This window comes from Ferrovibrio sp., assembly GCF_017994015.1.
In the GTDB taxonomy this organism is placed as follows: Bacteria; Pseudomonadota; Alphaproteobacteria; order Ferrovibrionales; family Ferrovibrionaceae; genus Ferrovibrio.
The window spans coordinates 158,738-182,146 of the sequence record NZ_JAGOLP010000001.1 but is presented as its reverse complement, the minus strand read 5'-3'; the positions used below and the strand labels follow the sequence as shown (position 1 = coordinate 182,146).

Sequence of the window (23,409 nt, the reverse complement as noted above, 5' to 3'; positions counted from 1 at the left end):
AATCGAATGCTGTGCAAGCGGGATCAGGTCTTGGGCCATTTATAGGCCACGCTGCCGGGCGGATTGCGATACCAGCCCGGATCGCGGTAATCGTTGCGCCCCAGCCCCTCGCGCACCTTCACCACAGTGAACATGCCGCCCATTTCCAGCGGGCCGAACGGGCCGCTGCCGGTCATCATCGGCAGGGTGTTTTCCGGCAATTCCATTTCCATCTCGCCCATATCGGCCATGCCGCGTTCCCCCATCACCATGTAATCCGGGATCAGCGACACAATGCGGCGCGCCAGGCCATGGTGATCTACGCCGATCATGGTCGGCACGTCATGGCCCATGGCATTCATGGTGTGATGCGACTTATGGCAGTGAAACGCCCAATCACCTGGATGCACGGCGTCGAATTCAAAGGCGCGCATCGCCCCCACCGGGCAATCGATGGTCACTTCCGGCCAGCGTGCCTGCGGCGGCACCCAGCCGCCATCGGTGCCGGTAACGGCAAAATCATAGCCATGCAGATGGATCGGATGGTTGGTCATGGTCAGGTTGCCGAAGCGGATACGCACCCGGTCGCCCAGCCGCACCGGCAGCGGATCGATGCCGGGAAACACCCGGCTGTTCCAGGTCCATAGATTGAAGTTGGTCATCTCCACCACTTTCGGCGTGGCGGCGCCGGGCGCGATTTCGTAGGCGTTCATCAGGAACACGAAGTCGCGGTCGACACGATACTGGTTCGGGTCGCGCGGATGCACGATGAACATGCCCATCATGCCCATCGCCATCTGCACCATCTCGTCGGCATGCGGGTGATACATGAAGGTGCCGGATTTGCGCAGCTGAAACTCATAGACATAGGTTTCGCCCGGCTTGATATGCGGCTGGCTCAGGCCGCCCACGCCATCCATGCCGCTGGGCAGGATCTGACCATGCCAGTGGATCGTAGTGTGCTCCGGCAGTTTGTTGGTGACAAACAAACGCACCCGGTCGCCCTCCACCGCTTCGATGGTGGGGCCGGGCGACTGGCCGTTATAGCCCCACAGATTGGCCTTCATGCCGGGGGCGATTTCGCGCACCACCGGCTCGGCCACCAGATGGAATTCCTTCCAGCCATCCTTCATGCGCCAGGGCGCCGACCAGCCGTTCAGCGTCACCACCGGGTTAAACGGCCGACCACTGCCGGGCAGGGCCGGCGGCGCGGTGCTGGCGCCGGTTGCGGCATAGGCCGGTTCAGGCAGGTTGGCCAGGGCCGAGCGGCTGACGGCAGCGGCGGCTATGCCTGAGGCGGCGGCAAAAAGTGTGCGTCTTGTGAGCATGATGTTTCTCAATCCTGCGGGGCGATCAGGGTGACGAAGCTGAGTTCGGTATCGGCGCGCCAGAAATCGCGCTGGGCTTCAAGCGCGGCTTCGGTGGCCAGGATCTGCTCGCGGGCATCGGCCAGCAGGTCAAACACACTGACCAGCATGCCGTTGTAGCGCAGCAGCATTTCCTCCGAGATTTTCTGCCGCAATGGCAGCAGGTTCTGCTGGTGGTGGCGTGCCAGGTCAAAGCTGGTGCGATAGCCGAGATAACTTTCGCGCGCCGCCGAACGCGCATCCACCGCCAGCGCCGCCAGATGTTGCAGGCCCTGCCGATACAGATGTTCCGCCCGGGTGGCGCGGGCATCGCCGAAATCGAATAGCGGCACTTCCAGGCGCAGTTCATAACCGGTCTGGTCCTTGCGGCCGCTTTCGCTGTTGCGCACCAGGCCAGTCTCCAGCAGGTTGATGAAACGGGTCGCCTGGGTCAGGCCATGCGCCCGGCCCAGCGCAGCCAGATCGGCCTGCGCCATCTGAATATCCAGCCGGCCTGCAATGGTGGCAGCTTCGATATTGTCGATCTGGCGCGGTGCAGCCGGCAGGGCCGGCAGGCGTTCCGGCAGGCGATAGGCCATGTCGGCGCCCCACAGGCCCAGCAGCCGGCCGAGCTTTTCGCGGGCGCGGTCGGCGGCCAGCCGGGTTTTCGCCAGCCTGGCTGCCGCTTCGCCATGGAATAGCTGTTCGCGGCTGTAATCCAGCAGGCTCCAATTGCCGGCGGCACGCATGCGGCGGGCCAATTCCGCCTGGGTGGCGGCGGCTTCCGTCACCTGTTCTGCATGCTGCGCCAGTTGCGCCGCCGCCACGGCATCATACCAGGCCAGTTTCACCCGGGCAGCCAGTGCCAGCGATTCCGCTGCCAGGCGCAGCTTGGTCTGCTCAAAGCGGCGCTCCTCGATGCCGGCGGTGACCGGCAGGGCCAGCAGGCCGAGCAGGTTGAAGCCCAGGCTGCGCTCTATCTCGATTTCCTGGCCGCGCCGGAAGCGGCCAAAACCGATGCCTGGATTTTCCGGCCGCCTGGCCGCCGCCAGATCCGCGGCACCGATACCCAGTTCGGCATAGGACTGTTGCAGATGGCGGTTGTTGAGCAGCGCAATCTGCACCGCGCTATCAATATCAAGTGGCGCGGCCAGCAACTGGTCCAGGCGCTGCCGCGCGGCGGCTTCATCCGCGCTGCTCAGCAGCCAGGCCGGCCGGCTGCCGATGCTGCTGGCGGTGCGGTCGGTGATATCCGTGAAGCCTTGCTGCGCCAGCGGTGCTGCGCAGCCCCCCAGCAGCAGCGCCAGGGCAAACAGACTGAGGCGCGGGCTCATGGTTTGTCTCCACCATGCTGGTGATGCCCGTCATGCTTTTGGCCGTCCTGTGGCTGGCCCTGCTTGTGCATCCCGCGCATTTGCATGCAGCGTTCCGGCATACATTTTTCAGACATTTTGTGATCCGGCATTTTATGGCTCGGCATTTTGTGTTCCGGCATGGTGTGCCTGTGCCCGTCCGGCTGCTTTTCGCCATGCTGGTGCTGCGGCGGCGTTGCAGGCGCCTCATCCTTCAGCGCACCGGCAAAACCACCCACTGCGCGCACCCGGTCATTGGCCTGGCGCCAATCGCCGCGGGGCGGCTGCTGCGGGCGCAGCTCGGTAGAGAAAGCCGAACGATAAGTCAGTGGCGCCGCCGCCGCGGCCGGATCGGCGGGATTGGGCTGGATCGGCGCCGGTTCCGCCGCCAGAGCGGCAACCGGCAGCCAGCCGGCCAGCAAGGGCCAGAGCAAAAGTGAACGCATATTATCCTCGCAATATCGTATCAGTCAGGGCTGCATCAACCACAGGTAGAGCGGCGATGCGCGGCTAGTCCGTGACCTAGATTTGCGGGGGTTCAGTGGGCAGGGCGGCGATATGGCTCGCCGGCTCAATACCAGTCCGGCCGGGCTGGAGCGCCGCGGGCGGCAATGCCGGCAATGGCGAAGGCAGCGCCAGGCTTTGCAGATTGCACAACGCGCAATTCAGGCACAGGCCATTGCCATCGGCACAACCAGCAGCCGGGGCTGGCTGGCCTGGATCATGATCCATAACGGCAGCATCATGCTGATGGTTTGCGGCACCATGCTGTTGGTGATCCGTGCCGGGCATGGCCCGGGCATCATGCAGCAAGGGCATGGCCGCGCTGGCAAACAACAATGCCAGGGCAGCAAACCATGCAGTGACTTGGCGCCGGATGTTCATCATCACACCGCAGCCTAGGCCCTTCCCATATGGCAAGGTCAAGTGCTGTTGAGCGATGCGACAAAAAAACCGGCCGCCCGCGTGGTTCCCGGGCGGCCTGGTCTGGGTCGAGCTGGTTTAGCCTTCGCTGGCGGCGGGTGCGGCAGCCACGGCAGGCGCGGCAGCTTCACCTTCTTCACCGCCATAGGAATGCGCGGCGGCCTTGATCAGCTGAAAGATGCGGTCGCGCACGGTGGAATCGGTTATGCGGCCAAAATTGCGCACCAGTTCCAGCGCCTGGCGGCGCGAAACCGGGCTGCGATCCTGCTCGATTTCCGACACGACGGCATGTTCCGGCCGCGCCTGCGGCTGCTGATCGATGCCCGGCATGTCCTCGAAGAAGTATGAGGGTGGCACGTTCAGGATCTGGGCGAATTGCTGCAACCGGCTGGCGCCGATGCGGTTCAAGCCCTTTTCGTATTTCTGGATCTGCTGAAAGCTGAGGCTGACAGCCTGGCCCAAACGCTCCTGGCTGAAGCCGGCCAAGGTGCGGCAGGCCCGCAGCCGGGCGCCGACATGGGCATCATAGGGGTTGGGTGTACGCATCATGGTGTAATCTCCATTCCATGAACCGCAATCGGGCGTAACCAGGCTGCCCGATGCGATACTGGTTGATATAAGCGTAACATTGTCGATCCGGCGGGGCCAGTGCAGGGGTGCTGGCGCAAGCTACAGAAACAATGTTGCAACAGGCCGGCCGGGGCCACGCGCTGCTGCGATTACGCTTTAGATGGGCGCAGATTAGCCTATCTACAATCGCCATGGACCTAATTTTTCAATTATACGCTCGCCATGCGGGCTTTGCGGCGCGGCAAAAGCTCGTGCTGTGGCGATGCGTCGCAGCTTCTGCGCAACACTACAGCATTCAGCACTGATCCGGCAGTATTTGCAACTTATGGCAATGATGCTGTCACAGCGGCATGTTCTTTGCGTGGTATTGCTGCCGGCATCGAGTCGCGTTTGCGGCTCCCGGTCTGGTTATGTTCAGAAGGGTGGATTTGATTACCATGGCTCAGGTTCGGTTTATGACGCGGTTGTCGCTCCGCGCCCGCATTCTCGCCGGTTTTGCACTGGTGCTGTTGCTGCTCACCGGGGTGGCCGGTGGTGGTCTTTACGGCGCGCTGACCGGGCGCAGCAGCTTCACGATATATCAGTCGTATGCTGAAGAATTAGGCCGTTTGCAGGCGATCAATCAGGCATTCCTGGAATTGCGCCGCGCTGTGCCGGCTTTCATGGATGCCAATGAGCGACCGGCCTTGCTGGTTTTGCGCCGGCAGGAAAGTTTCCTGCGCGAGGCCGTGGCGGCAGCCGGCAAAGCGGAAAGCTCGGCCGATGATCGCGCCGCGCTGGAGGCGCTGGCGGGCGATCTGAACCGGGTTTTTGATGCGTTGGGCAAACTGATCCAGTCCAAGGCGCAGCGTGATGAGGTGGTCAATTCCGGCCTGGAAGTCTATGGCCCGAAATCCCGTCTGGAAGTCGAGCGGTTGCTGCAAGCCTCGATCCGGCTTGGCGATTTTTTGCCGGCCGCCGAAACCGGCATCATCCTGTCCAAGCTGGCGGAAGTGCAGCTTGCCGCCATGCGCTTTCTGGCCACCGGCGACGCCGCCTCGGCCTCGGAAGCGCGCGCCAAGGCGTTGGAATTCACCGCCCAGGTGGATGGCCTCGGCACCCAGTTCAGTGATGCCCGCGTCGAGATGGCGCGTGATGCGATGCGCGCGGCGGAAAGCTACGAGAAGGGTGTGCAGGAAGCCGCACGCCTGCTGAATGAAGTGCAGCGCCCGCTGCGCGTCACGATCAACGAAGCTGCCGATCAGGCGGCGGCGAAGCTGGCCGCTTTGGCCGAATCCCAGGCCGCCGAACTGGCGCAGGAGCGCGATACGGCGCTGGCGACCTTCCAGCATGTGCTGGTGGTGGTTTTGGCGCTGGCGCTGGCAGCCTTGCTGGTCGGGCTGGTGGCGGCGTTGCGCATCGGCGGCTCGATCAGTGCGCCGCTGGCCCTGCTCACCAATGCCATGACCCGGCTGGCCGGCGGCGATCTGGATACCGAGATTCAGGACCGCGACCGCGCCGACGAGATTGGCCGCATGGCTGGCGCAGTGCAGGTGTTCAAACAGGCGGCGCAGGAAAATCACAGCTTGCGCCAGCGGGTGGAGCAGGAGCGTTTGGCGCATGAAAGCGAACGCCAGGCGCAGGAAGCCGAACTGGACCGCGCTGTCGGCCAGGTGGTGGCGGCGGCGGCCAATGGCGATCTGACGCGGCGCATCGACACTGCGGCGCTCAGTGGCACCATGCAGGCTTTGGGCGAGGGCGTGAACCGGCTGCTCGGCGCGGTGCACACGGCGCTGCAAGCGGTTGGTGCCATGCTGGAAGGCATGGCGGAAGGTGATCTCAGCCGCCGGGTGCACGGCGACTTCGGCGGTGTTTTCGCCGAATTGCAGGGTAATGCGAATCGCAGCGCCGAACGGCTGGGCGTGGCGCTGGCGGCAGTGGCGCGTGGTGCCGATGGCGTGCGCGATGCCTCGGCGGAAATCTCCGCCGGCAGCCAGGATTTGGCCAGCCGCACCGAGGCGCAGGCCGCCAGCCTGGAGGAAACCGCCGCCGCGATGCATCAGGTCACCGCCACGGTGAAGCAGAATGCTGATAACGCCCAGGCCGCCAATCAGCTCAGCCAGTCGGCGCGCGATATTGCCGAAGCCGGCGGCGGGGTCACCCAGCGTGCCGTGGCGGCAATGGGCCGCATTGAGGAAAGTGCCGGCAAGATCAGCGATATCGTGGCGCTGATCGACGAGATTGCCTTCCAGACCAACCTGCTGGCCTTGAACGCTTCGGTGGAAGCGGCGCGTGCCGGCGAGGCGGGCAAAGGCTTCGCCGTGGTGGCGCAGGAAGTGCGCGCCCTGGCGCAGCGTTCGGCCAATGCGTCCAAGGATATCAAGCAGCTTATCGCCGCATCCAACAGCGAGGTGCGCGGCGGCGCCAAGCTGGTGGGCGAGGCCGGCGCCACGCTGTCGGAGATTGTTGTGGCGATCAAAAAGGTCTCGGATATTGTTGCCGAAATCGCCGCCGCCTCGGCCGAACAGGCGCGCGGCCTGGATGAAGTCAGCACCGCCATGGTGAATATGGACGAGATGACCCAGCGTAATGGCGCCTTGGTGGAACAGACCAGCGCCTCGGCGCAGAATCTGGCCGTGCAGGCGCGTGACCTGGCCGCCCAGGTGGCCGGGTTCAAGATCAGTTAGCTGACAAACAAGAAAACATATGATAATTCAATGTTTTATGAGTTGCATGGGAGATGCCCGGGTCAAGCCCGGGCATGACGATCTGTGCTAGCCTCGGGCGCCGCTTCCTGCTATACCGCGCGCGGCGAAAGGGTCGCCGGGTTAAGGAGAGCAGCATGGCCGAGCGCAAGGCCAGCGTGGCACGCAAGACCAAGGAAACCGAGATCGCAGTCAGCCTCGATCTGGACGGCACCGGCCAATATGCCGTGTCGACCGGGGTCGGCTTTCTCGATCACATGCTTGAGCAGCTATCCCGCCATAGCCTGATCGACCTGCATGTGCAGGCCAAGGGCGATACGCATATCGATTTCCACCACATCACCGAGGATACCGGCATCGCCATCGGGCAATGCGTGGCCAAGGCGCTGGGCGACCGCGCCGGCATCCAGCGTTATGGCGAAGCGCTGATCCCGATGGACGAGACGCTGACCCGGGTGGCACTGGATGCCTCGAACCGGCCCTATCTGATCTGGAAGGTGCATTTCAGCCGCGACAAGCTGGGTGATTTTGACACCGAGCTGTTCAAGGAATGGTTCCAGGCTTTTGCCCAGAATGCCGGCCTGACGCTGCATGTGGAAAATCTCTACGGCGAGAATAACCATCATATCGTCGAGAGCTGCTACAAGGCGCTGGCCCGCGCGCTGCGCCAGGCGATTGCCGCCGATCCGCGCAGCCCGCACGCCATCCCGTCCACCAAAGGCAGCCTGTAAGGGGCGTCATGCGTTTTTTCACCGTGCATGAACGCCCCGCCGCCATAGCGGGGGGCGATGATATCCGGCTGGTTGGTTCCGGCTTCAGCTGGGCCGCCGCCTTGCTCACGCCGCTCTGGCTGCTGTGGCACCGGCAATGGCTTGGCCTTGGCGGTTATCTGCTGCTGATGCTGCCGCTGGGGCTGGTGCTGGAATGGATCGAGATCGCCGATCCGGCCGATCTGGCCATCGGCGCCGCGTTGGCTTTCCTGTTCGGCGCTTCGGCGGCAGATCTGCGGCGCTGGACCCTGCGGCGCCAGGGCTGGCGCCTGGTGGCGGTGGTGGCCGGCCGCGATGCGCTGGAAGCCGAATTGCGGTATCGCCGCGAAAACCCGGTACAGCCGGCCCGGACCGTGATGCCCCAGGCGGCGATGACGGCCACGCCGCCCGGGGCATCATTGCCTGGGCCGCCGCTGCCGGGCGCTTCCTTCGATCCTCTGCCCAGGCTGGTGTGAGATGCGTGTTGCTCTGATCGATTATGGTTCCGGCAATCTGCGCTCGGCGGCAAAAGCCCTCGAACGCGCCGCCGCCGATAATGCCCTGGCGCTGAATCTGGCGGTCACCAACAGCGTGGCCGAAGTGCAGGCGGCGGATGCCATTGTGCTGCCCGGCGTGGGAGCCTTTGCCGATTGTTATCGCGGCCTGGCGGCGCTGGATGGCATGATCGACGCCCTGCGCGGGCAGGTGCTGGAGCGTGGCCGGCCGTTCCTGGGCATCTGCGTCGGCATGCAATTGATGGCGTCGGTTGGTCGCGAGCATGGCGAGCATCAGGGCTTGAGCTGGATTGGCGGCGCAGTGGAGCAACTCACGCCCGCCGACCCGGCACTGAAAATCCCGCATATGGGCTGGAACCAGCTTGAGCCGCTGCGCCCGCATCCGGTGCTTGAGGGCATCACGGCCGGCGAGCATGCCTATTTTGTCCATTCCTATCATTTCCGGCCCGACCAGCCCGGCGATGTGCTGGCCGAAACGGATTATGGCGGGCGGTTTGCCGCCATGCTGGGTCGCGACAATATGGTGGGCACGCAGTTCCATCCGGAAAAGAGCCAGGCCACCGGCCTGCGCCTGCTGGCCAATTTCCTGCGGTGGCGGCCATGAATATGGCGCCACTGGCCCGCGTTGAGCGTATCACGCAGCTGACCGACGATGAGCTGGACGAACTCTGCATCGCGGCCGAAAAGGCGGTGCTGGATGGCAATGGCTTCGGCTGGCTCACCCCGCCCTCGCGCCATGTGCTGGAGAAATACTGGCGCGGCGTGCTCTTGATGCCGCAGCGCGACCTGTTTGTTGCCCGGCTGGATGGCGCCATTGTCGGCTCGACGCAGTTGCTGCGTCCGGCGCCGAATAACGAGGCGCAAAGCCATGCCGTGCAATTGACCACGTTTTTCATCGCACCCTGGGCGCGTGGCCATGGCCTAGCGCGTGGCCTGCTGGCGGCGGTGGAACAGGCGGCGCAGGCGCAGGGTTATGCCCAGGTGGATGTGGACATGCGCGCCACCCAGCTTGCGGCATTGCAACTGGCCGAGGATTGCGGCTATCAGCGCTGGGGCGAAAAGCCGCATTATGCGCTGGTGAACGGCGCCTATGTGCCGGGTGTGTTTTATACTAAGCGGCTGGTGTCATGAATCTGTATCCCGCGATTGATCTGAAAAACGGCGCCTGCGTGCGGCTGGAGCAGGGCGACATGGCGCGCGCCACGGTGTTCAACACCGATCCGGCGGCGCAGGCCCGCGCCTGGGCCGAAGCCGGCTTCACCTGGCTGCATCTGGTGGATCTGGATGGAGCCTTTGCCGGCAAGCCGATGAATGCTGCCGCCGTGCGCGCAATCCGCCAGGCCATCACGCTGCCGATCCAGCTTGGCGGCGGCATCCGCGATGAAGCCACCATCGAAGCCTGGCTTGAGGCCGGCATCACCCGGGTGATCCTGGGCACCATCGCGGTGCGCGATCCGGATTTGGTGAAACGCGCCGCGCGGCGCTGGCCCGGCCAGGTGGTGGTGGGCATTGATGCGCGTGGCGGCCGGGTGGCGGTGGAAGGCTGGGCCGAGGCGAGTGAGCTGGCCGCTGCCGATCTGGCCGGGCGGTTTGTTGATGCCGGCGTGGCCGCCATTGTCTACACTGATATCGACCGTGACGGACTGCTCAAGGGCGTGAATGTGGAGGCCACAGCGGCTCTGGCCCGCGCCGTGCCGATCCCGGTGATTGCCTCGGGCGGTGTGGCCGGGGTGGAGGATATCACCCGGCTGAAGCAGAGCGGCGCGCCGATTGACGGCGCCATCCTGGGCCGCGCGCTTTATGCCGGCCGCATTGATCCGGCCGCAGCTTTGCGGGAGGCGGCATGAGCCTCAAGGTCCGCGTCATTCCCTGCCTCGACGTGAAGGATGGCCGCGTCGTCAAGGGCGTCAATTTTGTCAATCTGCGTGATGCCGGCGACCCGGTGGAGCAGGCGGCGCATTACGATGCCGCCGGCGCCGATGAACTGACCTTCCTGGATATCACCGCTTCCTCCGATGCCCGCGACACGCTGTTTGATGTGGTGGCGCGCACGGCGGCGCGCTGCTTCATGCCGCTCACCGTGGGTGGCGGCGTGCGCACGGTGGAGGATGTGCGCAAGCTGCTGCTGGCCGGCGCCGACAAGGCTTCGATCAACACGGCGGCGGTGAACCGGCCGGAATTTGTGCGCGAGGCGGCAGAGAAATTCGGCAGCCAATGTGTGGTGGTGGCAATTGATGCGCGCGCCACCGGGCCGGATCAGTGGGAGGTCTTCACCCATGGCGGGCGCAATGCCACCGGCCTGGATGCGGTGGCCTGGGCGCAGCGCATGGCGGAATACGGTGCCGGTGAAATCCTGCTCACTTCAATGGACCGCGATGGCACCGAAAAAGGCTTTGACCTGGCGCTGACCCGCGCCGTCTCGGATGCCGTGCGGGTGCCGGTGGTCGCCTCGGGCGGGGTGGGCAATCTGGATCACCTGGTGGATGGTGTGCGCCAGGGCCATGCCTCTGCCGTGCTGGCCGCTTCCATCTTCCATTTTGGCCGCTACAGCATTGCCGAGGCCAAGGCGCATATGGCGGCTGCCGGCCTGCCGATGCGGCTGGCGTGAAGGAAGGAATACAGTATGAGCGAGCAGGAAAAAGCGGTGGCGGTGCTGGAGCGGCTTTACGGCCTGATCCTAAGCCGCAAGGGCGGCGACCCGGCCACCTCGCATACCGCCAAGCTGTTTGCCCGTGGCCGGGCCAAGATCGCCCAGAAGGTGGGCGAGGAAGCGGTGGAAACCGCCCTGGCCGCCGCCGCGCTGAATGATCGCAATGAAGTGGTGGGCGAAAGCGCCGACCTGTTGTTCCATCTGCTGGTGCTGTGGGCCGATTGCGGTGTTACGCCGGATGAGGTCTGGGCCGAATTGCAGCGCCGCGAGGGCCGCTCCGGCGTGGACGAGAAAAAATCCCGCGCCCCAAACTGACCAGAAACGGCAACGAGGAAACCATGCCCGCTTACGATCCGAACAACATCTTTGCCCGTATCCTGCGTGGGGAAATTCCGTGCAAGAAGGTGCATGAAAGCGCCCATTCGCTGGCTTTTCACGACATCAATCCGCTGGCGCCGATTCATGTGCTGGTGATCCCGAAGGGGCCGTATGTCGATTTTGATGATTTTTCGGCCAAGGCTTCGGCCGAGGAACAGGCCGATTATCTCAAGGCCATTGGCGATACGGCGCGCGTCGTCGGCGCCGATGCCGGTGGCTACCGGTTGCTATCCAATTGCGGCGTCAACGCCAATCAGGAAGTGCCGCATTTGCACATGCATATCTTTGGCGGCCGTATGCTGGGCCGCATGCTGAAGCGAGAAGGCGAATAGCTGCGTCACACTGATCAGCGCAGCAGCAGCCGGCCCTGTTCCAGCAGGCTTTCGCGCTGCGCCGCAATCAGCGCCCGCAAATCCGCCTCATCCACGCCGTCGCGCCGCATCACCGCCCGGGTGATCGGATCGGCCAGCATGTCGCCCAAACCCGGTTCGCGCATTTCGCCCTGATAGAAATCATCGGTCATCGTCCAGCCCTCCGCCACTACTCTGTCTCGCGTCTTCTATGAGACAGAAGTTAGCGCAGTGTTACGGCAAGGCGATGACCGCATTGCGGCGAAATCGCGGCAATCATCACACTTTGTGTAACCAGCCGTTACGAACCCTCGGCGAAGTGGCGATAGGCGCTGGTCAATTCAGGCACAACGGCATCCAGGATGCGCTTGCCATGCTCGGCGCGGGCCAGGCCGGGATTGGAGCCGATGCGGCCATCGGGAAACCGCCGGCGATAATCCGCCGAATCCGTAAAGCGCCCGCTCGGCGCCAGTTCGGGGCTCAGCACCGCCTGCTTGATCGCTTCCGGATAGGCATGGAAGGTCACCGAAACCTCGCTCGGCGTGGCATGGCTGCCTTCCTGGTGGCCGTATAATTCGCGCGACAATTGCCGCGCCGCCGGCATGTCATACCAGTTTTGCAGCGTGCAGCGCGGGCTGTAGCCATTGCCGCCGCCCGGGCTGAGCGAAGCCTCGGCATAGATTTCCGAAAAGGCGGCGGTCACCGTGGCCACATTGCCGCCATGGCCGTTGATAAAGAAAAACCGTTCGAAGCCATGCCGCGCCAGCGACTGCACCATATCGCGCACCACGGCGATTAGGGTGGAAGGCCGTAATGTCATGCTGCCGGCAAAGCCAAGATGATGCTGCGCCATGCCCACCGCGATGGTGGGCGCCACCAGGGCATCGGCGGCTTCGCCCACTTCGCGGGCAAACACTTCGGCGCAGATCGCATCGGTGCCGATCAGGCCATTGGGGCCATGCTGCTCGGTGGAGCCAATCGGCAGGATGATCGCCTTGGTGGTCTTGAGCCGAGCTTCAACCTCGGCCCAGGTGCAGAGATGCAGCAGCATGGGGTGTCCTTTTTACGAAGGCCCCATGCTGCCGCATGTATCAGGCAGGGTCCAGGCTCAGAATTCCTGCCAGTCGGCGTCGCCGGCATTTGACGAGGCGGCGGCTGCGGTGGCGGCAACCGGCTGCGGTTTGGGCTTTGCCGGCACGGGCTTTGCGGCCGGGGCTTTGTTTGCCACAGGTTTGTATGCCGGTGGTTTGGCGGAGGGCACCGGTTTGGCGGCCGGGCTGGCTGGCCGTGCCGCCGTCATGGCCGGTCGGGCCGGGCCACGATCCGCATCGCTCAGCTTGAAGAAGGCCACGGCATCGGCCAGGTCGCGGGCCTGGCCGGCCAGGGCCTGCGCCGCGGCCGAGGTTTCCTCCACCAGGGCGGAATTGCGCTGAGTCATCTCGTCCATATTGCCCACGGCGGTGTTGACCTGATCCAGCCCGGTGGCCTGCTCGCGCGAGGCTGCGGCAATCTCGGCCACGATATCCGACACTTTCTTGATCGCGCCGACAATATCGCCAAGCTGGTTGCCGGCCTGGCTGGCCAGCGTTACGCCGTTTTTCACCTGGCCGTTCGATTCCGAGATCAGCGCCTTGATATCCTTCGACGCATTAGCCGAACGCTGCGCCAGGGCGCGCACTTCCTGCGCCACCACGGCAAAGCCCTTGCCGGCTTCACCGGCGCGCGCCGCTTCCACCGATGCGTTCAAGGCCAGCAGGTTGGTCTGGAAGGCGATTTCGTCAATCAGGCCGACGATATCGCTGATCTTCTGCGCACTCTGCTCAATGGCGCTCATCGCCGATACCGTCTTGGCCACCACCTGGCCACCCTGCTCGGCGGTGTCGCGCGCCACGCCGGCCAATTGATTGGCGGCCTGGGCATTATCGGCATTCTGCTTCACCGTGGTGGTGATTTCCTGCATCGAAGCGGCGGTTTCCTCCAGGCTGGCGGCCTGGCTTTCGGTGCGGCTGGCCAGATCCTGGCTGCCGGTGGAGATTTCCGCCGAGGCCGATTGCACCTGGGCGGCGGTCTCGTTCAGCCGGCGCGCCAATTGCCGCAATGTGTCGCTGGTGCTGTTGGTAGCATCCTTCAGGCGGCCGAACACACCCTTGTAATCGCCGGTGATGGTGGTGCCCAGATCGCCGCGCGCCAGGCCGCTCATCACCCCATCCAGATCGCGCATCATGGTGCCAAGTGTGCCGGAAAGCTGGTTGAGCTGCTGGCTCAGGCGCAGCAGGAAGCCCTCTTTGTCGGCGGTTTCCAGCCGGCTATCCAGGTCGCCATCCACAATACGTTCGCACAGATCGGCGATTTCGGCGGCGGCCTTGGCCTCGCGCGCTTCGCGCTGGCTGCGCTGGCGGTCGGCTTCGGCGCGTTCGCTGCTCAGCGCCGCATCGGCGCGCTGCTTCTCGATGATGTTGTCCTTGAACACCTGCATGGCGGCGGCCACATCGCCGATTTCATCCTTGCGGCTGGCACCGAAGATGGTCACATCCACCCGGCCGGCGGCCAGGGCGCGCAGGTTGTCCACCGCATTGCCGATCGGCTTGGCGATGCCATATTGCCCGATCAGGAAGCCGATCAGCAGGCTGCCCAGGATGCTGCCGGCCACGATGATCATCAGGTTGCGCTGGATCGCGACGCTGCTAGCGGCGCTGCTGGTGGCGATGCGCTCGGCCTTCTTGTCGGAATAGTCGATCATTTGCAGCATCGCGGCATCCAGACGGTCGGCATGCACCACGCTGGCCAGGGCTTCCTTCACCAGGATGTCCTGCGCTTCGGCGGGCGGCATTTTGCCGATCACTTCACGCGCCTTGGCCAGGGCGCCGGCAAGTTCCTTACTGTAGGCTTGGTAATTGGCCTCAATCTCGCGCAACAGCCGGCTCTGCTCGGCATCAGGGTTCTTTTTCACCAGGGCCAGGCGCTCGCGTAGCAGGGTTTCCTGCTCCTGCACGCGCTGCGCCACGCCTTGCAGGTTTTCCAGTGTCGGCTGCGCGGCGATGCGGAATTCGCCCCGGCTCAGGCGCAGCATATTCTGTCCTGCACGTGCTGCGTCGGTGGCTACGCTGCCGGCTTCCGCCACCTCGGCTTCCTCGGCTGCCATGGTTGACAGGCTGCGCATGGCGATCACGCCGGTGACGGCAGTGCCAGCCGCCATCAGCAAGACCAGGGCCATGATCTTGAAAAGAATGCGCCAGTTAGAAAAGCTCATGGGGTTCCGCTCCTTTGATCAGGGCATATATATTTCATAACTACACTTTTCCAAGCTAGTTAAGTTTCGCTAAGAAGTTGAAATGACGGTGTTATCTTTCGCTAATTCTGGCGTGGCGGTAAATTGCCGGCTGCCAGGGCCGAATGCTGTCTGGCCGGCCGCAATCCGGCCTTGACGTGGGGGGCGTTATCCTTATGATGCGCCCGCCCTCCTCGCTCCCCTCAAGCGAGGCGATCGGCATTCCTTGCATGAAACGGGTCGTCGTGGCTGCCGTCCGTCCATGCGCCGACTAGGAACGACTATGACAAAACGTCTTGAGTCCAAGTATAAGATTAACCGTCGTCTGAACGAGAATCTGTGGGGTCGTGCCAAAAGCCCGATCAACAAGCGCGCTTATCCGCCGGGCCAGCATGGCCAGAAGCGGAAGAAGCCGACCGATTACGGCGTTCAGTTGATGGCCAAGCAGCGCCTCAAGGGCTACTACGGCAACATCACCGAGAAGCAGTTCCGCCGTGCCTATTTCGAGGCGATCCGCCGTCGTGGCGACACCTCGGAAAACCTGATCGGTATCCTGGAGCGTCGCCTCGATGCCGTGGTGTACCGCATGAAGCTGGTGCCGACCGTGTTTGCGGCGCGCCAGTTCATCAACCACGGCCATGTGCTGGTCAACGGCCGCCGCTGCAACATCGCCTCGATGCAGGTGAAGGTTGGCGACGTGATCGAAGTACGCGGCAAGGGCAAGGATATGGTGGTGGTGCAGGAAGCCCTGGCCAGCGCCGAGCGCGAAGTGCCGGATTACATCGATATGGACAAGACCAAGCTGCGCGCCACCTTTACCCGTGTGCCGCTGCTGGCCGATGTGCCGTATCCGGTGAAGATGGAACCGAATCTGGTGGTCGAGTTCTACTCGCGCTAATCGGCTCTGTCAGTCTGATTGGAAAAGCCCGCCCGCAAAGGCGGGCTTTTTCTTTTAATCCTGGCCGGGGCCTGCGCTGATCAGGCTGTCGAGCATGAAGGCGGTCAGCGCCAGCGACATGTCCAGCATCACCACGCGGCTGATCGAGGCGCTGGCAGCGGCGATATCGCCGCCCTTGAATTCCACCGCCACCAGCCGCAGCAGGTCGGTAACCACAAAATTGTAGCCGGCCATGTAGAGCGAGGGCGGCACCTTGGCATGGTAATGGGCATGGCCAACGCCAAGCGCATTAAGCAGATAGGCCTGATCAAACTCGCAAGCCAGCAGGCCATACCAATGATCCTGCTGCCGCTTGCGCAGCCGATCCGTGTCATGGCGGTCAAAAACCCGCTGGGCCTCGGGAAAACGGCGCATGAATTCGTAGAAGCGGCTGGTGATGCCCACCAGATGCTGGCTCAGGATAGGCAACACATGGCGCAGATTGTCGCGCGTTACCGGGGTGATGCCAAAGCGTAGCAGGCGCTGGTTGAGATCAATCTTTGCCGCCAGCATCTGCACTTCGGGACCCCAGCGGGTTTCCCAATTCATGCCGCTATCAAGGGTCATTCTCGCCTTGCTACCATTCCGATTATATCCAGCATCGGAATATAGCGCTCAGCAGCCGTCACGCAATGTTTTTGGCGGCGGGGCAAAATCCGCCAGGCCAACATCCAGGCTTGGCAGATGCTGGCCGGCCCAGTCGCGCCGGGTAAAAACCTGGGCATTGCTGCGGGCCTGGCTCAGCAGCGCGCAATTCAGATCGGCATAAACCCAGCCGGGCTGGTTCAGGGCGCCCTGTGCCAGAATGCCGTCATCGGGGAAACCACGATCCGGCGTGGCATAAATGGCGGCAAAACCGTGATTCACATCCACTGCCGGCGACCATTGCGCCTCGCCCACAGTCTGCGCCACGGCCACATAAATCTGGCTTTCAAGCGCGCGGGCGCGGGCGCCGACATGCACCCGGTGCATCCCGGCCAGGGTGTCGGTGCAGGATGGCGCCAGCACCAGATCGGCACCGGCTTCGGCCAGCGCCCGGGCGATGAGCGGGAATTCCACGTCATAGCAGATCGCCAGGCCAAAGCGGCAGCCCAGCCCGGTATCAAACAGGCGCAGCTCGGCGCCGCCCTGGATGATCCATTCCTCGCGCTCAAAGCGCGTCATCTGGCGCTTGTCCTGCCAGGCCATGCCGCCATCCGGGGCAAAAACATGGGCGCGGTTGACATAGCCGCCAGGCTGCAACACCGGGATGCTGGGGGCGACGATGCTGACGCCGTGGCGCTGTGCCAGCCCGGCGTAGCGCGCCAGAAAAGCCGGGAGCAATTCCTGCAAGGCGGCAATCTGGCCGCCCAGGTCATTTTGCAGGTTGGGGCTGAGCAGGGAAGCCAGTTCCATGGCGCCATATTCGGGAAACAGCAGCAAGCGCGCGCCGGCCTGGGCGGCTTCCTCCACCCAGGCGGAAACCTTGCCGGCCCATTGGGCGGGATCGGCAAAGGCATGGATCGGATATTGTGCGCAGGCAATGCGGAGCATGGTCATACGCACTCACTATCACGCGGCGAGGTCACGCATCCAGTAGACCATCGGCTTGGTGCTCTGGGTCGTCTCGCCGATATCGGTCCAGCTGAAGCCAGCCACCAGATCGGGGCGCCTGGCATAGCCGCGTTTGCCCCAGAAGCCATCCAGCGGCACGTAATCGGCCGGTTTCAGTGGATGATTGTCGGGCCGCTGCACGCCGCAGAAGCAGCAATAGCGTTTACCAAATTGCCGCGCCGCCGCCTCGCGCTGGTTAAAAAATTCCACGCCGATGCCATGGCCGCGATACTGCTTCAGCAGCACCGATTCGCCGAAATAGAAGATCGGCGCCAGATCAATGCTGGCGGCCAGGAATGGCGCCTGCACATAGTCGGCTTCTTCTTCCAGCGCCAGTGCGGTGGCGGCGCCCACCACCTGCTCGCCATCCAGCGCCACCACGATGGTGCCGGTGCTGGCGGCAGCATAGCGCTGCAGATACTGGCGCTCGTAATCCAGCGAGCCGGCATAGAGATAGGGCCAGTCATGAAATACCGTGATGCGCAGCCGGGCCAGATCATCCAGCCGCTCAAGCAGCCCGGCGCCGTTCAGGCGCTCAATGCGGATCACCGCCATCGCTTCAGGCGCCGACCTGGCGCAGCCAGTCCTGTAGATTGTAGTAATTCGAGATGCGGGCGACCTTGCCGTCGCGGATTTCAAAAAACGCGCCGGCCGGCAGGCGATAGGTCTGGCCGCTGGCTGCCGGCAGGCCGTCATCGGTGGCCTTGTAAGTGCCGAGTACGATGAATTCGGCGGCAGCGCGGCTGCCATCCTCGTTCACCATGATGCTGATCTCCACAATCTGCTCGGCATAGCAGCGGTCCATGCGCGCCAGGAAAGCGCGGAAGGCGTCGCGGCCGGTCTCGCGGCCACCCTGGTTGATGTCATGCGCCACATCGTCGGTCAAAAGCCCGATGAAGCGTTCGATATCCCAGGCGTTGAAGGCGGCATAATATGCCTCGATCAGAGCCTTGGTGCTGGCCGCGGTCATGGGGGAACTCCGGCAGGTTTTTCTTGGGCGCGGAGTTTATGCCGGCGTTGCTGGCGCTGCCAAGGGCTGCGGCGCGGCCAGCACCAGTGTGACCACCGTGCCACTGCCGGGGCTGCTATCAACCCGCAATTCACCCCCGTGCAATTCAATCAGACTGCGACCAATCGCCAGATTGAGGCCGCTGCCGCCGCCAAATCGGGCCTGATGGGGATTGGCGCGCAAGAAAGGGTCGCCGGCTGCTGCAAGCTGTGCCGGTGTCATGCCATGGCCGCCATCGGCAATCCGCACGCCGGGGCGGCCATCAATCTCGATCTGCTCGATCTTTATCCAGCCGGAGGGGAGGTTGAATTTGATCGCATTGTCGATCAGGTTGCCGATCACCTGCCGTAATGCCGCGTCATCGCACTGGATGGTCGCCGGTCGGCTGTGCCATTCCAGCGTCAGCCCGCGCTTAGACGCCAGCGGTTGTGCCGCCGTTGCTGCCGCGGCGATAATTTCACCCAGATCGGCGCTGGCGAAATGCAGTTCCGGGCGGCCAGCATCCAGGCTGGAAAGATCGAGCAGCTTCGATACCAGGGCCAGCATATGCCGGGCGGAATTCTGGATATTGCCGACATAATCCTGCTGGCGCGGATTGAGTTCGCCCATATAGCCGGCCGCCAGCATGTCGGCAAAACCCTGGATGCCATTCAGTGGGGTGCGCAATTCATGACTCATATTGGCAAGAAAATCGCTTTTTGCCTTGTTGGCCTGTTCCGCCACGGCGATCTGCTGGCGCAGGCGCGTCTCCACCTGCTTGAGATGGGTGATGTCCAGCGCCACTGTCATGGTGCCGTCACCTTGCCCGTTGGCGTCAGTGATGGCGGTTTTGCGAACCAGCAGCGTTGCTTCCGTGCCGTCGCCCAATGGCACGACGATCTCGCATTCCAGCGGCGAAATATCAGGTTGCGAGATCAGGCGGCGATCCATTTGCTCCATTGCCGCCGCCGCCGTCGCTGGCATCACATCGCGGCTGCGCAGTCCAGTGGCTGAACCGGATGGGTCCAAGCTATTGGTCTGGAAGCGCTGCGCCAAATCCCAGGCAAAGCGATTACCACGGATCACCCGCAGGTCACGGTCCTTGCGCAAGATCGATGCCGGTGCCAGGTCGAGGATGGCATCGGCTTCCTGGCGTGCGTCGCGGGCCTCAGCCAGCGCCTGGCCGAGTTGCTGCCAGGCATTTTCTACTGCTATGGCCAGCAGGCTGAGCCCGGCGAGAAAATTGAAAAAGATCGAAAGCGTTATCGTATGCATTGGCAGGCTCAGAATGCCGGTTTCGCGTAAAGCATACGAAAACAGAAAGCCGTTGGCGGAACGCAGCACGAGCACCAGGCCGGCCAGTACATAGACTGCTGAATACCAGCGCCGTAGCAGCAGCAGGCCGGCTGCCAGATTGACCGATGGATTGAGCAGCAATCCCCAGCGCAAGTAGACCTCTGGGTCGATCAGATTGAGGGTCAAGGTGAGGCTGGCAAAGACCAGCGCCGCCGGCAGCGCCCGCCACAGCGTCACCTTTGGATATTCCATCGCCAATACGCCAAACAGCAGCAGCCAGCTTGAAGTGGAGTTGAAAAAGATCGCCGCCAACCATTCGGCGGCAGGATCGGTCGGGCTGCTGCCTGGGGCTTGATGGGCAAAAAGAAAGGTTGCGGCGAGAGCGAGATGAGCCCAGGCCCACAGCAACAGGTCCGCGCCACCAATGCGGCGATGATGCGCATAAAGACAAAGTAGCGCCACGATCAGCGGCGCGGCAACATTGGCAATGACCTGACCTAGCGGGAGATAGCTGTCCATGGTGATCCGGCAATTACGTCCCGCGCCGATACTGACAGACCCTGCCAGGCAAGTCAGTAGCTCAATTGGTTCTGGCGCCGGGGCCGGATTGACGGCAAAAAGCTTGGCCTCAGGCCCCGCCCTTGAATTCGACGATATTGCCGTCGGGGTCGGGGAAATACAGCGACGGGCCTTCGCCTTCATTGCCGAAGCGGTTCTGGGCCGGCTCCGGTGTGATTCCGGCCCGGGCCAGATGGGCGCGGATGGCGGCCTCGTCAAACGGCGCGATGCGCAGGCAAAGATGGTCCAGGTTGCGGCCGGGCTGGCTCACCGGGGCATCGCCGGGTTTGTGCAGCGGCCCATTGGCATCCACGATATCGATCAGCTGCCCGCCGGCGCGCAGATGCGTCAGGCCCAGCCTGGGTTGCTCATGCTCAAGGCTGCATCCCACAATATCGCAATAGAAGCGGATCAGGCGCGCCGGATCGGCACTGCGCAGCACGATATGATCAATGCCGCGCAGGCTGTATGGCAGCATCAGGCGTTCTGGACGGCGATGCCCTTGTCGGCGAGCAATTGCTGCAATTCGCCAGACTGGTACATCTCGCGCACGATGTCGCAGCCACCGACAAATTCACCCTTCACATAAAGCTGCGGGATGGTCGGCCAGTCGGAAAATTCCTTGATGCCCTGGCGGATCGAGGGGTCGGACAGCACATCGATGCCCTTGAACTTGACGCCGAGATGCGACAGCACCTGCACCACCACGGCCGAGAAGCCGCATTGCGGGAAAACCGGGGTGCCTTTCATGAAAAGCACGATCTCGTTATCGGTGATATCCTGCTTGATACGGTCAGCAACTGTGGCGTCGGTCATCGGGGCAGTCCTCTTTGCTGGATCGGGCCGGGATTACGGCGTTTGTGTGGTCAGCGCCAGGGCATGCAGCTGGCCGCCCATGCGGCCTTTCAGCGCCGCGTAGACAAGCTGATGCTGCTTCACCCGGCTCAGGCCGGCAAAAGCGGCGGAAGTGACGGTGGCGGCATAATGATCGCCATCGCCGCGCAGGTCGTCGATACGCACCTCGGCGTCGGGCAACGCCTCCTTGATCATGCGCTCGATCTCGCTGGCATCCATCGCCATGTCTTCGCTCCTAAGCCTTGCTGTCCATATAGCCGGGCAGCCAGCCCTCATGGGCCTGGCGTAACTCGGCCAAGGATATGGCGCCGTGGCCCTGGATAGTCAATTCCGCAGCACCGGTGATGCCGATACGCTGTGCCGGCACGCCGGCCGCCCTGGCCGTCGCCAGCAGGCTTTCAGCCCCGGCCACCGGGCAGGTGACCAGATAGCGCGCCTGATCCTCGCCGAAACCGGCGGCAAAAGCTTCAATTCCGGCGGGCAGTGTGATGCTGGCGCCGATGCCGGAAGCCATGCCCATTTCCGCCACAGCCACCAGCAGGCCGCCATCGGACAGGTCATGCACCGCCGAAACCGTGCCGGCGGTGATCTGGCTGCGCACAAAATCGCCATTGCGGCGCTCGGCTGCCAGATCCACCGCAGGCGGCGGGCCTTCCTCCTGGCCAAGGATTTCGCGCAGGTAGATCGACTGGCCGAGATGGCCCTGCATATCCCCCAGCAGAATGATCGCCTCGCCGGGCAGCTTGAAGGCCAGGGTGGCCATGGTCGCCACGTCATCCAGCACACCCACGCCGCCAATCGCCGGGGTGGGCAGGATGCCCTTGCCGTTGGTTTCGTTGTAGAGCGACACATTGCCGGAAACCACCGGGTAATCCAGCGCCAGACAGGCTTCGCGGATGCCCTGCACGGCGCCGACAAACTGCCCCATGATGTCGGGCCGTTCCGGATTGCCGAAATTCATGTTGTCGGTGATGGCCAGCGGCCGGGCGCCCACGGCGGTGATGTTGCGCCAGGTTTCGGCCACCGCCTGCTTGCCGCCTTCCACCGGATCGGCAAAGACATAGCGCGGCGTACAATCCACGCTCATCGCCAGCGCCTTTTTCGGGTGATTTTCCACCCGAACCACGGCGGCATCGCCGCCTGGGATCTGCGCCGTGTCGCCACGCACCAGATGGTCATACTGCTCCCAGATCCAGCGCCGGCTGGCCATATCGGGCGAACCGATGATTTTGAGCAGGGCTTGGGTCAGGCTGTGCGGATGCTGCAACGGACCAAGCGGCGCGCGCTTCGGAGTCGGCACCCATGGCCGGTCATATTCGGGTGATGCCTGCGCCAAGGGGTCAATCGGCAGGTCGCCCACCACCTCGCCGTTGAAGCGCAAAACCATGCGGCCGGTATCGGTCAGATGGCCGATCACGGCGAAATCCAGCTCCCATTTGCGGAAGATCGCCTCAGCCTGCGGCTCGCTGCCGGGCTTGAGGATGATCAGCATACGCTCCTGGGATTCGGAGAGCATGAATTCAAACGGCGTCATGCCGCTCTCGCGCGCCGGCACGCGGTCGAGATCAACATTGATCCCCATGCCGCCCTTGGAGGCCATCTCGAAACTGGACGATGTGAGGCCGGCAGCGCCCATATCCTGGATCGCCACGATGGCGTCGGTTGCCATCAATTCGAGGCAGGCTTCGATCAGCAGCTTTTCGGTGAACGGGTCGCCAACCTGCACGGTGGGGCGTTTTTCTTCCGAATCGTCGGTGAATTCCGCTGAAGCCATGGTGGCGCCGTGGATGCCGTCGCGCCCGGTCTTGGAGCCGACATAAACCACCGGATTGCCCAGGCCGGCCGCCGCCGAATAGAAAATCTTGTCCTGCTTGGCCAGGCCCACGGTCATCGCGTTGACCAGGATGTTGCCGTTATAGCTGGGGTGGAAATTCACCTCGCCGGCCACAGTGGGCACGCCGACGCAATTGCCATAGCCCCCGATGCCATGCACCACGCCGGAAACCAGATGGCGGGTTTTGGGATGCTCCGGGGCGCCGAAACGCAGCGCGTTCAGATTGGCAATCGGCCGCGCGCCCATGGTGAACACGTCACGCAGGATGCCGCCCACGCCGGTCGCCGCGCCCTGGTAAGGTTCGATGAAGGACGGGTGGTTATGGCTTTCCATCTTGAAGATGGCGGCCTCGCCATCGCCGATATCGATCACGCCGGCATTCTCACCCGGGCCGCAGATCACCCACGGCGCCTTGGTCGGCAGCGTCTTGAGCCATTTTTTCGAGGATTTGTAGGAGCAATGCTCCGACCACATCACCGAGAAGATGCCGAGTTCAACCTGGTTTGGCTCGCGGCCCATGATCTCCAGCACGCGATCATATTCGTCGGGCTTCAGGCCCATCAGGTCCTTGGGATAGCTCTTG

The 23,409-nt window shown here is 63.4% G+C and carries 27 protein-coding genes; 11 read left to right on the top strand and 16 right to left on the bottom strand.

Annotation, left to right across the window (positions count from 1 at the left end; translation table 11 throughout):
* Window positions 1-23: 23 nt before the first annotated feature.
* Genes KBB36_RS00955 through KBB36_RS00945 form a run of 3 tightly spaced genes read right to left on the bottom strand, consistent with a single transcriptional unit; the run spans window position 24 to window position 3,123 of the window.
* Window positions 24-1,307, bottom strand: coding sequence for a copper oxidase (locus KBB36_RS00955; protein ID WP_290975582.1), 1,284 nt, complete (start codon window positions 1,305-1,307; stop codon window positions 24-26).
* A gap of 8 nt (window positions 1,308-1,315) precedes the next feature.
* The gene (locus tag KBB36_RS00950; protein WP_290975581.1) at window positions 1,316-2,659 is read right to left on the bottom strand and encodes a TolC family protein; all 1,344 of its coding nucleotides are present in this window, start codon (window positions 2,657-2,659) and stop codon (window positions 1,316-1,318) included.
* Window positions 2,656-3,123: a hypothetical protein gene (locus KBB36_RS00945; protein WP_290975579.1), complete on the bottom strand. Its 468-nt coding sequence runs from the start codon at window positions 3,121-3,123 to the stop codon at window positions 2,656-2,658. Before KBB36_RS00945 ends, KBB36_RS00950 begins: the two co-directional genes overlap by 4 nt.
* A gap of 112 nt (window positions 3,124-3,235) precedes the next feature.
* Between KBB36_RS00945 and KBB36_RS00940 the strand changes: the two genes are divergently transcribed.
* Window positions 3,236-3,580, top strand: coding sequence for a hypothetical protein (locus KBB36_RS00940; RefSeq protein WP_290975577.1), 345 nt, complete (start codon window positions 3,236-3,238; stop codon window positions 3,578-3,580).
* Window positions 3,581-3,679: 99 nt separating this feature from the next.
* Here the strand turns inward: KBB36_RS00940 and KBB36_RS00935 are convergent, their stop codons facing one another.
* Window positions 3,680-4,150 (bottom strand): helix-turn-helix domain-containing protein, encoded by a 471-nt coding sequence (locus KBB36_RS00935; protein ID WP_290975574.1) that lies wholly within the window; start codon window positions 4,148-4,150, stop codon window positions 3,680-3,682.
* Window positions 4,151-4,608: 458 nt separating this feature from the next.
* Here KBB36_RS00935 and KBB36_RS00930 point away from each other — a divergent pair, with 458 nt between their 5' ends.
* The 9 genes from KBB36_RS00930 to KBB36_RS00890 all read left to right on the top strand — a co-directional run bounded on the left by KBB36_RS00930 (window position 4,609) and on the right by KBB36_RS00890 (window position 11,479).
* Window positions 4,609-6,837: a methyl-accepting chemotaxis protein gene (locus tag KBB36_RS00930; protein WP_290975572.1), complete on the top strand. Its 2,229-nt coding sequence runs from the start codon at window positions 4,609-4,611 to the stop codon at window positions 6,835-6,837.
* Between the two features lie 155 nt (window positions 6,838-6,992).
* On the top strand, window positions 6,993-7,586 hold the full coding sequence (hisB, locus tag KBB36_RS00925) for an imidazoleglycerol-phosphate dehydratase HisB (RefSeq protein ID WP_290975570.1): 594 nt from the start codon (window positions 6,993-6,995) through the stop codon (window positions 7,584-7,586).
* A gap of 8 nt (window positions 7,587-7,594) precedes the next feature.
* A complete protein-coding gene (locus tag KBB36_RS00920; protein WP_290975568.1) occupies window positions 7,595-8,080 on the top strand; it encodes a DUF2628 domain-containing protein in 486 nt (161 codons plus the stop codon).
* 1 nt (window position 8,081) lies between these two features.
* Window positions 8,082-8,723 (top strand): imidazole glycerol phosphate synthase subunit HisH, encoded by a 642-nt coding sequence (gene hisH / locus KBB36_RS00915; RefSeq protein WP_290975566.1) that lies wholly within the window; start codon window positions 8,082-8,084, stop codon window positions 8,721-8,723.
* A complete protein-coding gene (locus KBB36_RS00910; RefSeq protein ID WP_366933158.1) occupies window positions 8,720-9,250 on the top strand; it encodes a GNAT family N-acetyltransferase in 531 nt (176 codons plus the stop codon). Before hisH ends, KBB36_RS00910 begins: the two co-directional genes overlap by 4 nt.
* Window positions 9,247-9,966, top strand: coding sequence for a 1-(5-phosphoribosyl)-5-[(5-phosphoribosylamino)methylideneamino]imidazole-4-carboxamide isomerase (gene hisA / locus KBB36_RS00905; RefSeq protein ID WP_290975564.1), 720 nt, complete (start codon window positions 9,247-9,249; stop codon window positions 9,964-9,966). The genes KBB36_RS00910 and hisA overlap by 4 nt, the downstream gene beginning before the upstream one ends.
* On the top strand, window positions 9,963-10,727 hold the full coding sequence (gene hisF, locus KBB36_RS00900) for an imidazole glycerol phosphate synthase subunit HisF (protein ID WP_290975562.1): 765 nt from the start codon (window positions 9,963-9,965) through the stop codon (window positions 10,725-10,727). The genes hisA and hisF overlap by 4 nt, the downstream gene beginning before the upstream one ends.
* 15 nt (window positions 10,728-10,742) lie before the next feature.
* Window positions 10,743-11,084, top strand: a complete 342-nt coding sequence (locus KBB36_RS00895) for a phosphoribosyl-ATP diphosphatase (protein ID WP_290975560.1) — start codon at window positions 10,743-10,745, stop codon at window positions 11,082-11,084.
* Window positions 11,085-11,107: 23 nt separating this feature from the next.
* Window positions 11,108-11,479 (top strand): histidine triad nucleotide-binding protein, encoded by a 372-nt coding sequence (locus KBB36_RS00890; protein WP_290975558.1) that lies wholly within the window; start codon window positions 11,108-11,110, stop codon window positions 11,477-11,479.
* Window positions 11,480-11,493: 14 nt separating this feature from the next.
* Here the strand turns inward: KBB36_RS00890 and KBB36_RS00885 are convergent, their stop codons facing one another.
* From KBB36_RS00885 to KBB36_RS00875, 3 genes are all read right to left on the bottom strand, one after another.
* Window positions 11,494-11,670 (bottom strand): hypothetical protein, encoded by a 177-nt coding sequence (locus tag KBB36_RS00885; protein ID WP_290975557.1) that lies wholly within the window; start codon window positions 11,668-11,670, stop codon window positions 11,494-11,496.
* 128 nt (window positions 11,671-11,798) lie between these two features.
* Complete coding sequence (locus tag KBB36_RS00880; protein ID WP_290975555.1) at window positions 11,799-12,548, bottom strand: creatininase family protein; 750 nt, start codon at window positions 12,546-12,548, stop codon at window positions 11,799-11,801.
* Between the two features lie 57 nt (window positions 12,549-12,605).
* Entirely contained in the window at window positions 12,606-14,747 is a 2,142-nt protein-coding gene (locus KBB36_RS00875; protein WP_290975553.1) for a methyl-accepting chemotaxis protein, read from the bottom strand.
* Window positions 14,748-15,048: 301 nt separating this feature from the next.
* Here KBB36_RS00875 and rpsD point away from each other — a divergent pair, with 301 nt between their 5' ends.
* Window positions 15,049-15,663, top strand: coding sequence for a 30S ribosomal protein S4 (rpsD, locus tag KBB36_RS00870; protein WP_290975551.1), 615 nt, complete (start codon window positions 15,049-15,051; stop codon window positions 15,661-15,663).
* 54 nt (window positions 15,664-15,717) lie between these two features.
* Here rpsD and KBB36_RS00865 read toward each other — a convergent pair whose 3' ends face one another.
* The 9 genes from KBB36_RS00865 to purL form a co-directional block, all read right to left on the bottom strand.
* A complete protein-coding gene (locus KBB36_RS00865; RefSeq protein WP_290975549.1) occupies window positions 15,718-16,269 on the bottom strand; it encodes a protoglobin domain-containing protein in 552 nt (183 codons plus the stop codon).
* 48 nt (window positions 16,270-16,317) lie between these two features.
* Window positions 16,318-17,241, bottom strand: a complete 924-nt coding sequence (locus tag KBB36_RS00860; protein WP_290975547.1) for a carbon-nitrogen hydrolase family protein — start codon at window positions 17,239-17,241, stop codon at window positions 16,318-16,320.
* A gap of 12 nt (window positions 17,242-17,253) precedes the next feature.
* Window positions 17,254-17,850: a GNAT family N-acetyltransferase gene (locus KBB36_RS00855; protein WP_290975545.1), complete on the bottom strand. Its 597-nt coding sequence runs from the start codon at window positions 17,848-17,850 to the stop codon at window positions 17,254-17,256.
* 4 nt (window positions 17,851-17,854) lie between these two features.
* Window positions 17,855-18,265 (bottom strand): ketosteroid isomerase-related protein, encoded by a 411-nt coding sequence (locus KBB36_RS00850; protein ID WP_290975543.1) that lies wholly within the window; start codon window positions 18,263-18,265, stop codon window positions 17,855-17,857.
* 36 nt (window positions 18,266-18,301) lie between these two features.
* Complete coding sequence (locus KBB36_RS00845) at window positions 18,302-20,098, bottom strand: HAMP domain-containing sensor histidine kinase (RefSeq protein WP_290975541.1); 1,797 nt, start codon at window positions 20,096-20,098, stop codon at window positions 18,302-18,304.
* 109 nt (window positions 20,099-20,207) lie between these two features.
* Window positions 20,208-20,615 (bottom strand): VOC family protein, encoded by a 408-nt coding sequence (locus KBB36_RS00840; protein ID WP_290975539.1) that lies wholly within the window; start codon window positions 20,613-20,615, stop codon window positions 20,208-20,210.
* Entirely contained in the window at window positions 20,615-20,953 is a 339-nt protein-coding gene (gene grxD, locus KBB36_RS00835; RefSeq protein ID WP_290975537.1) for a Grx4 family monothiol glutaredoxin, read from the bottom strand. Before grxD ends, KBB36_RS00840 begins: the two co-directional genes overlap by 1 nt.
* Window positions 20,954-20,986: 33 nt before the next feature.
* Window positions 20,987-21,217, bottom strand: coding sequence for a BolA family protein (locus KBB36_RS00830; protein ID WP_290975535.1), 231 nt, complete (start codon window positions 21,215-21,217; stop codon window positions 20,987-20,989).
* A 10-nt stretch (window positions 21,218-21,227) separates the two neighbouring features.
* Window positions 21,228-23,387 carry a phosphoribosylformylglycinamidine synthase subunit PurL gene (gene purL / locus KBB36_RS00825; protein WP_290975984.1) on the bottom strand — a complete coding sequence of 720 codons (2,160 nt, stop codon included), beginning with the start codon at window positions 23,385-23,387 and terminating at the stop codon, window positions 21,228-21,230.
* Window positions 23,388-23,409 lie beyond the last annotated feature (22 nt).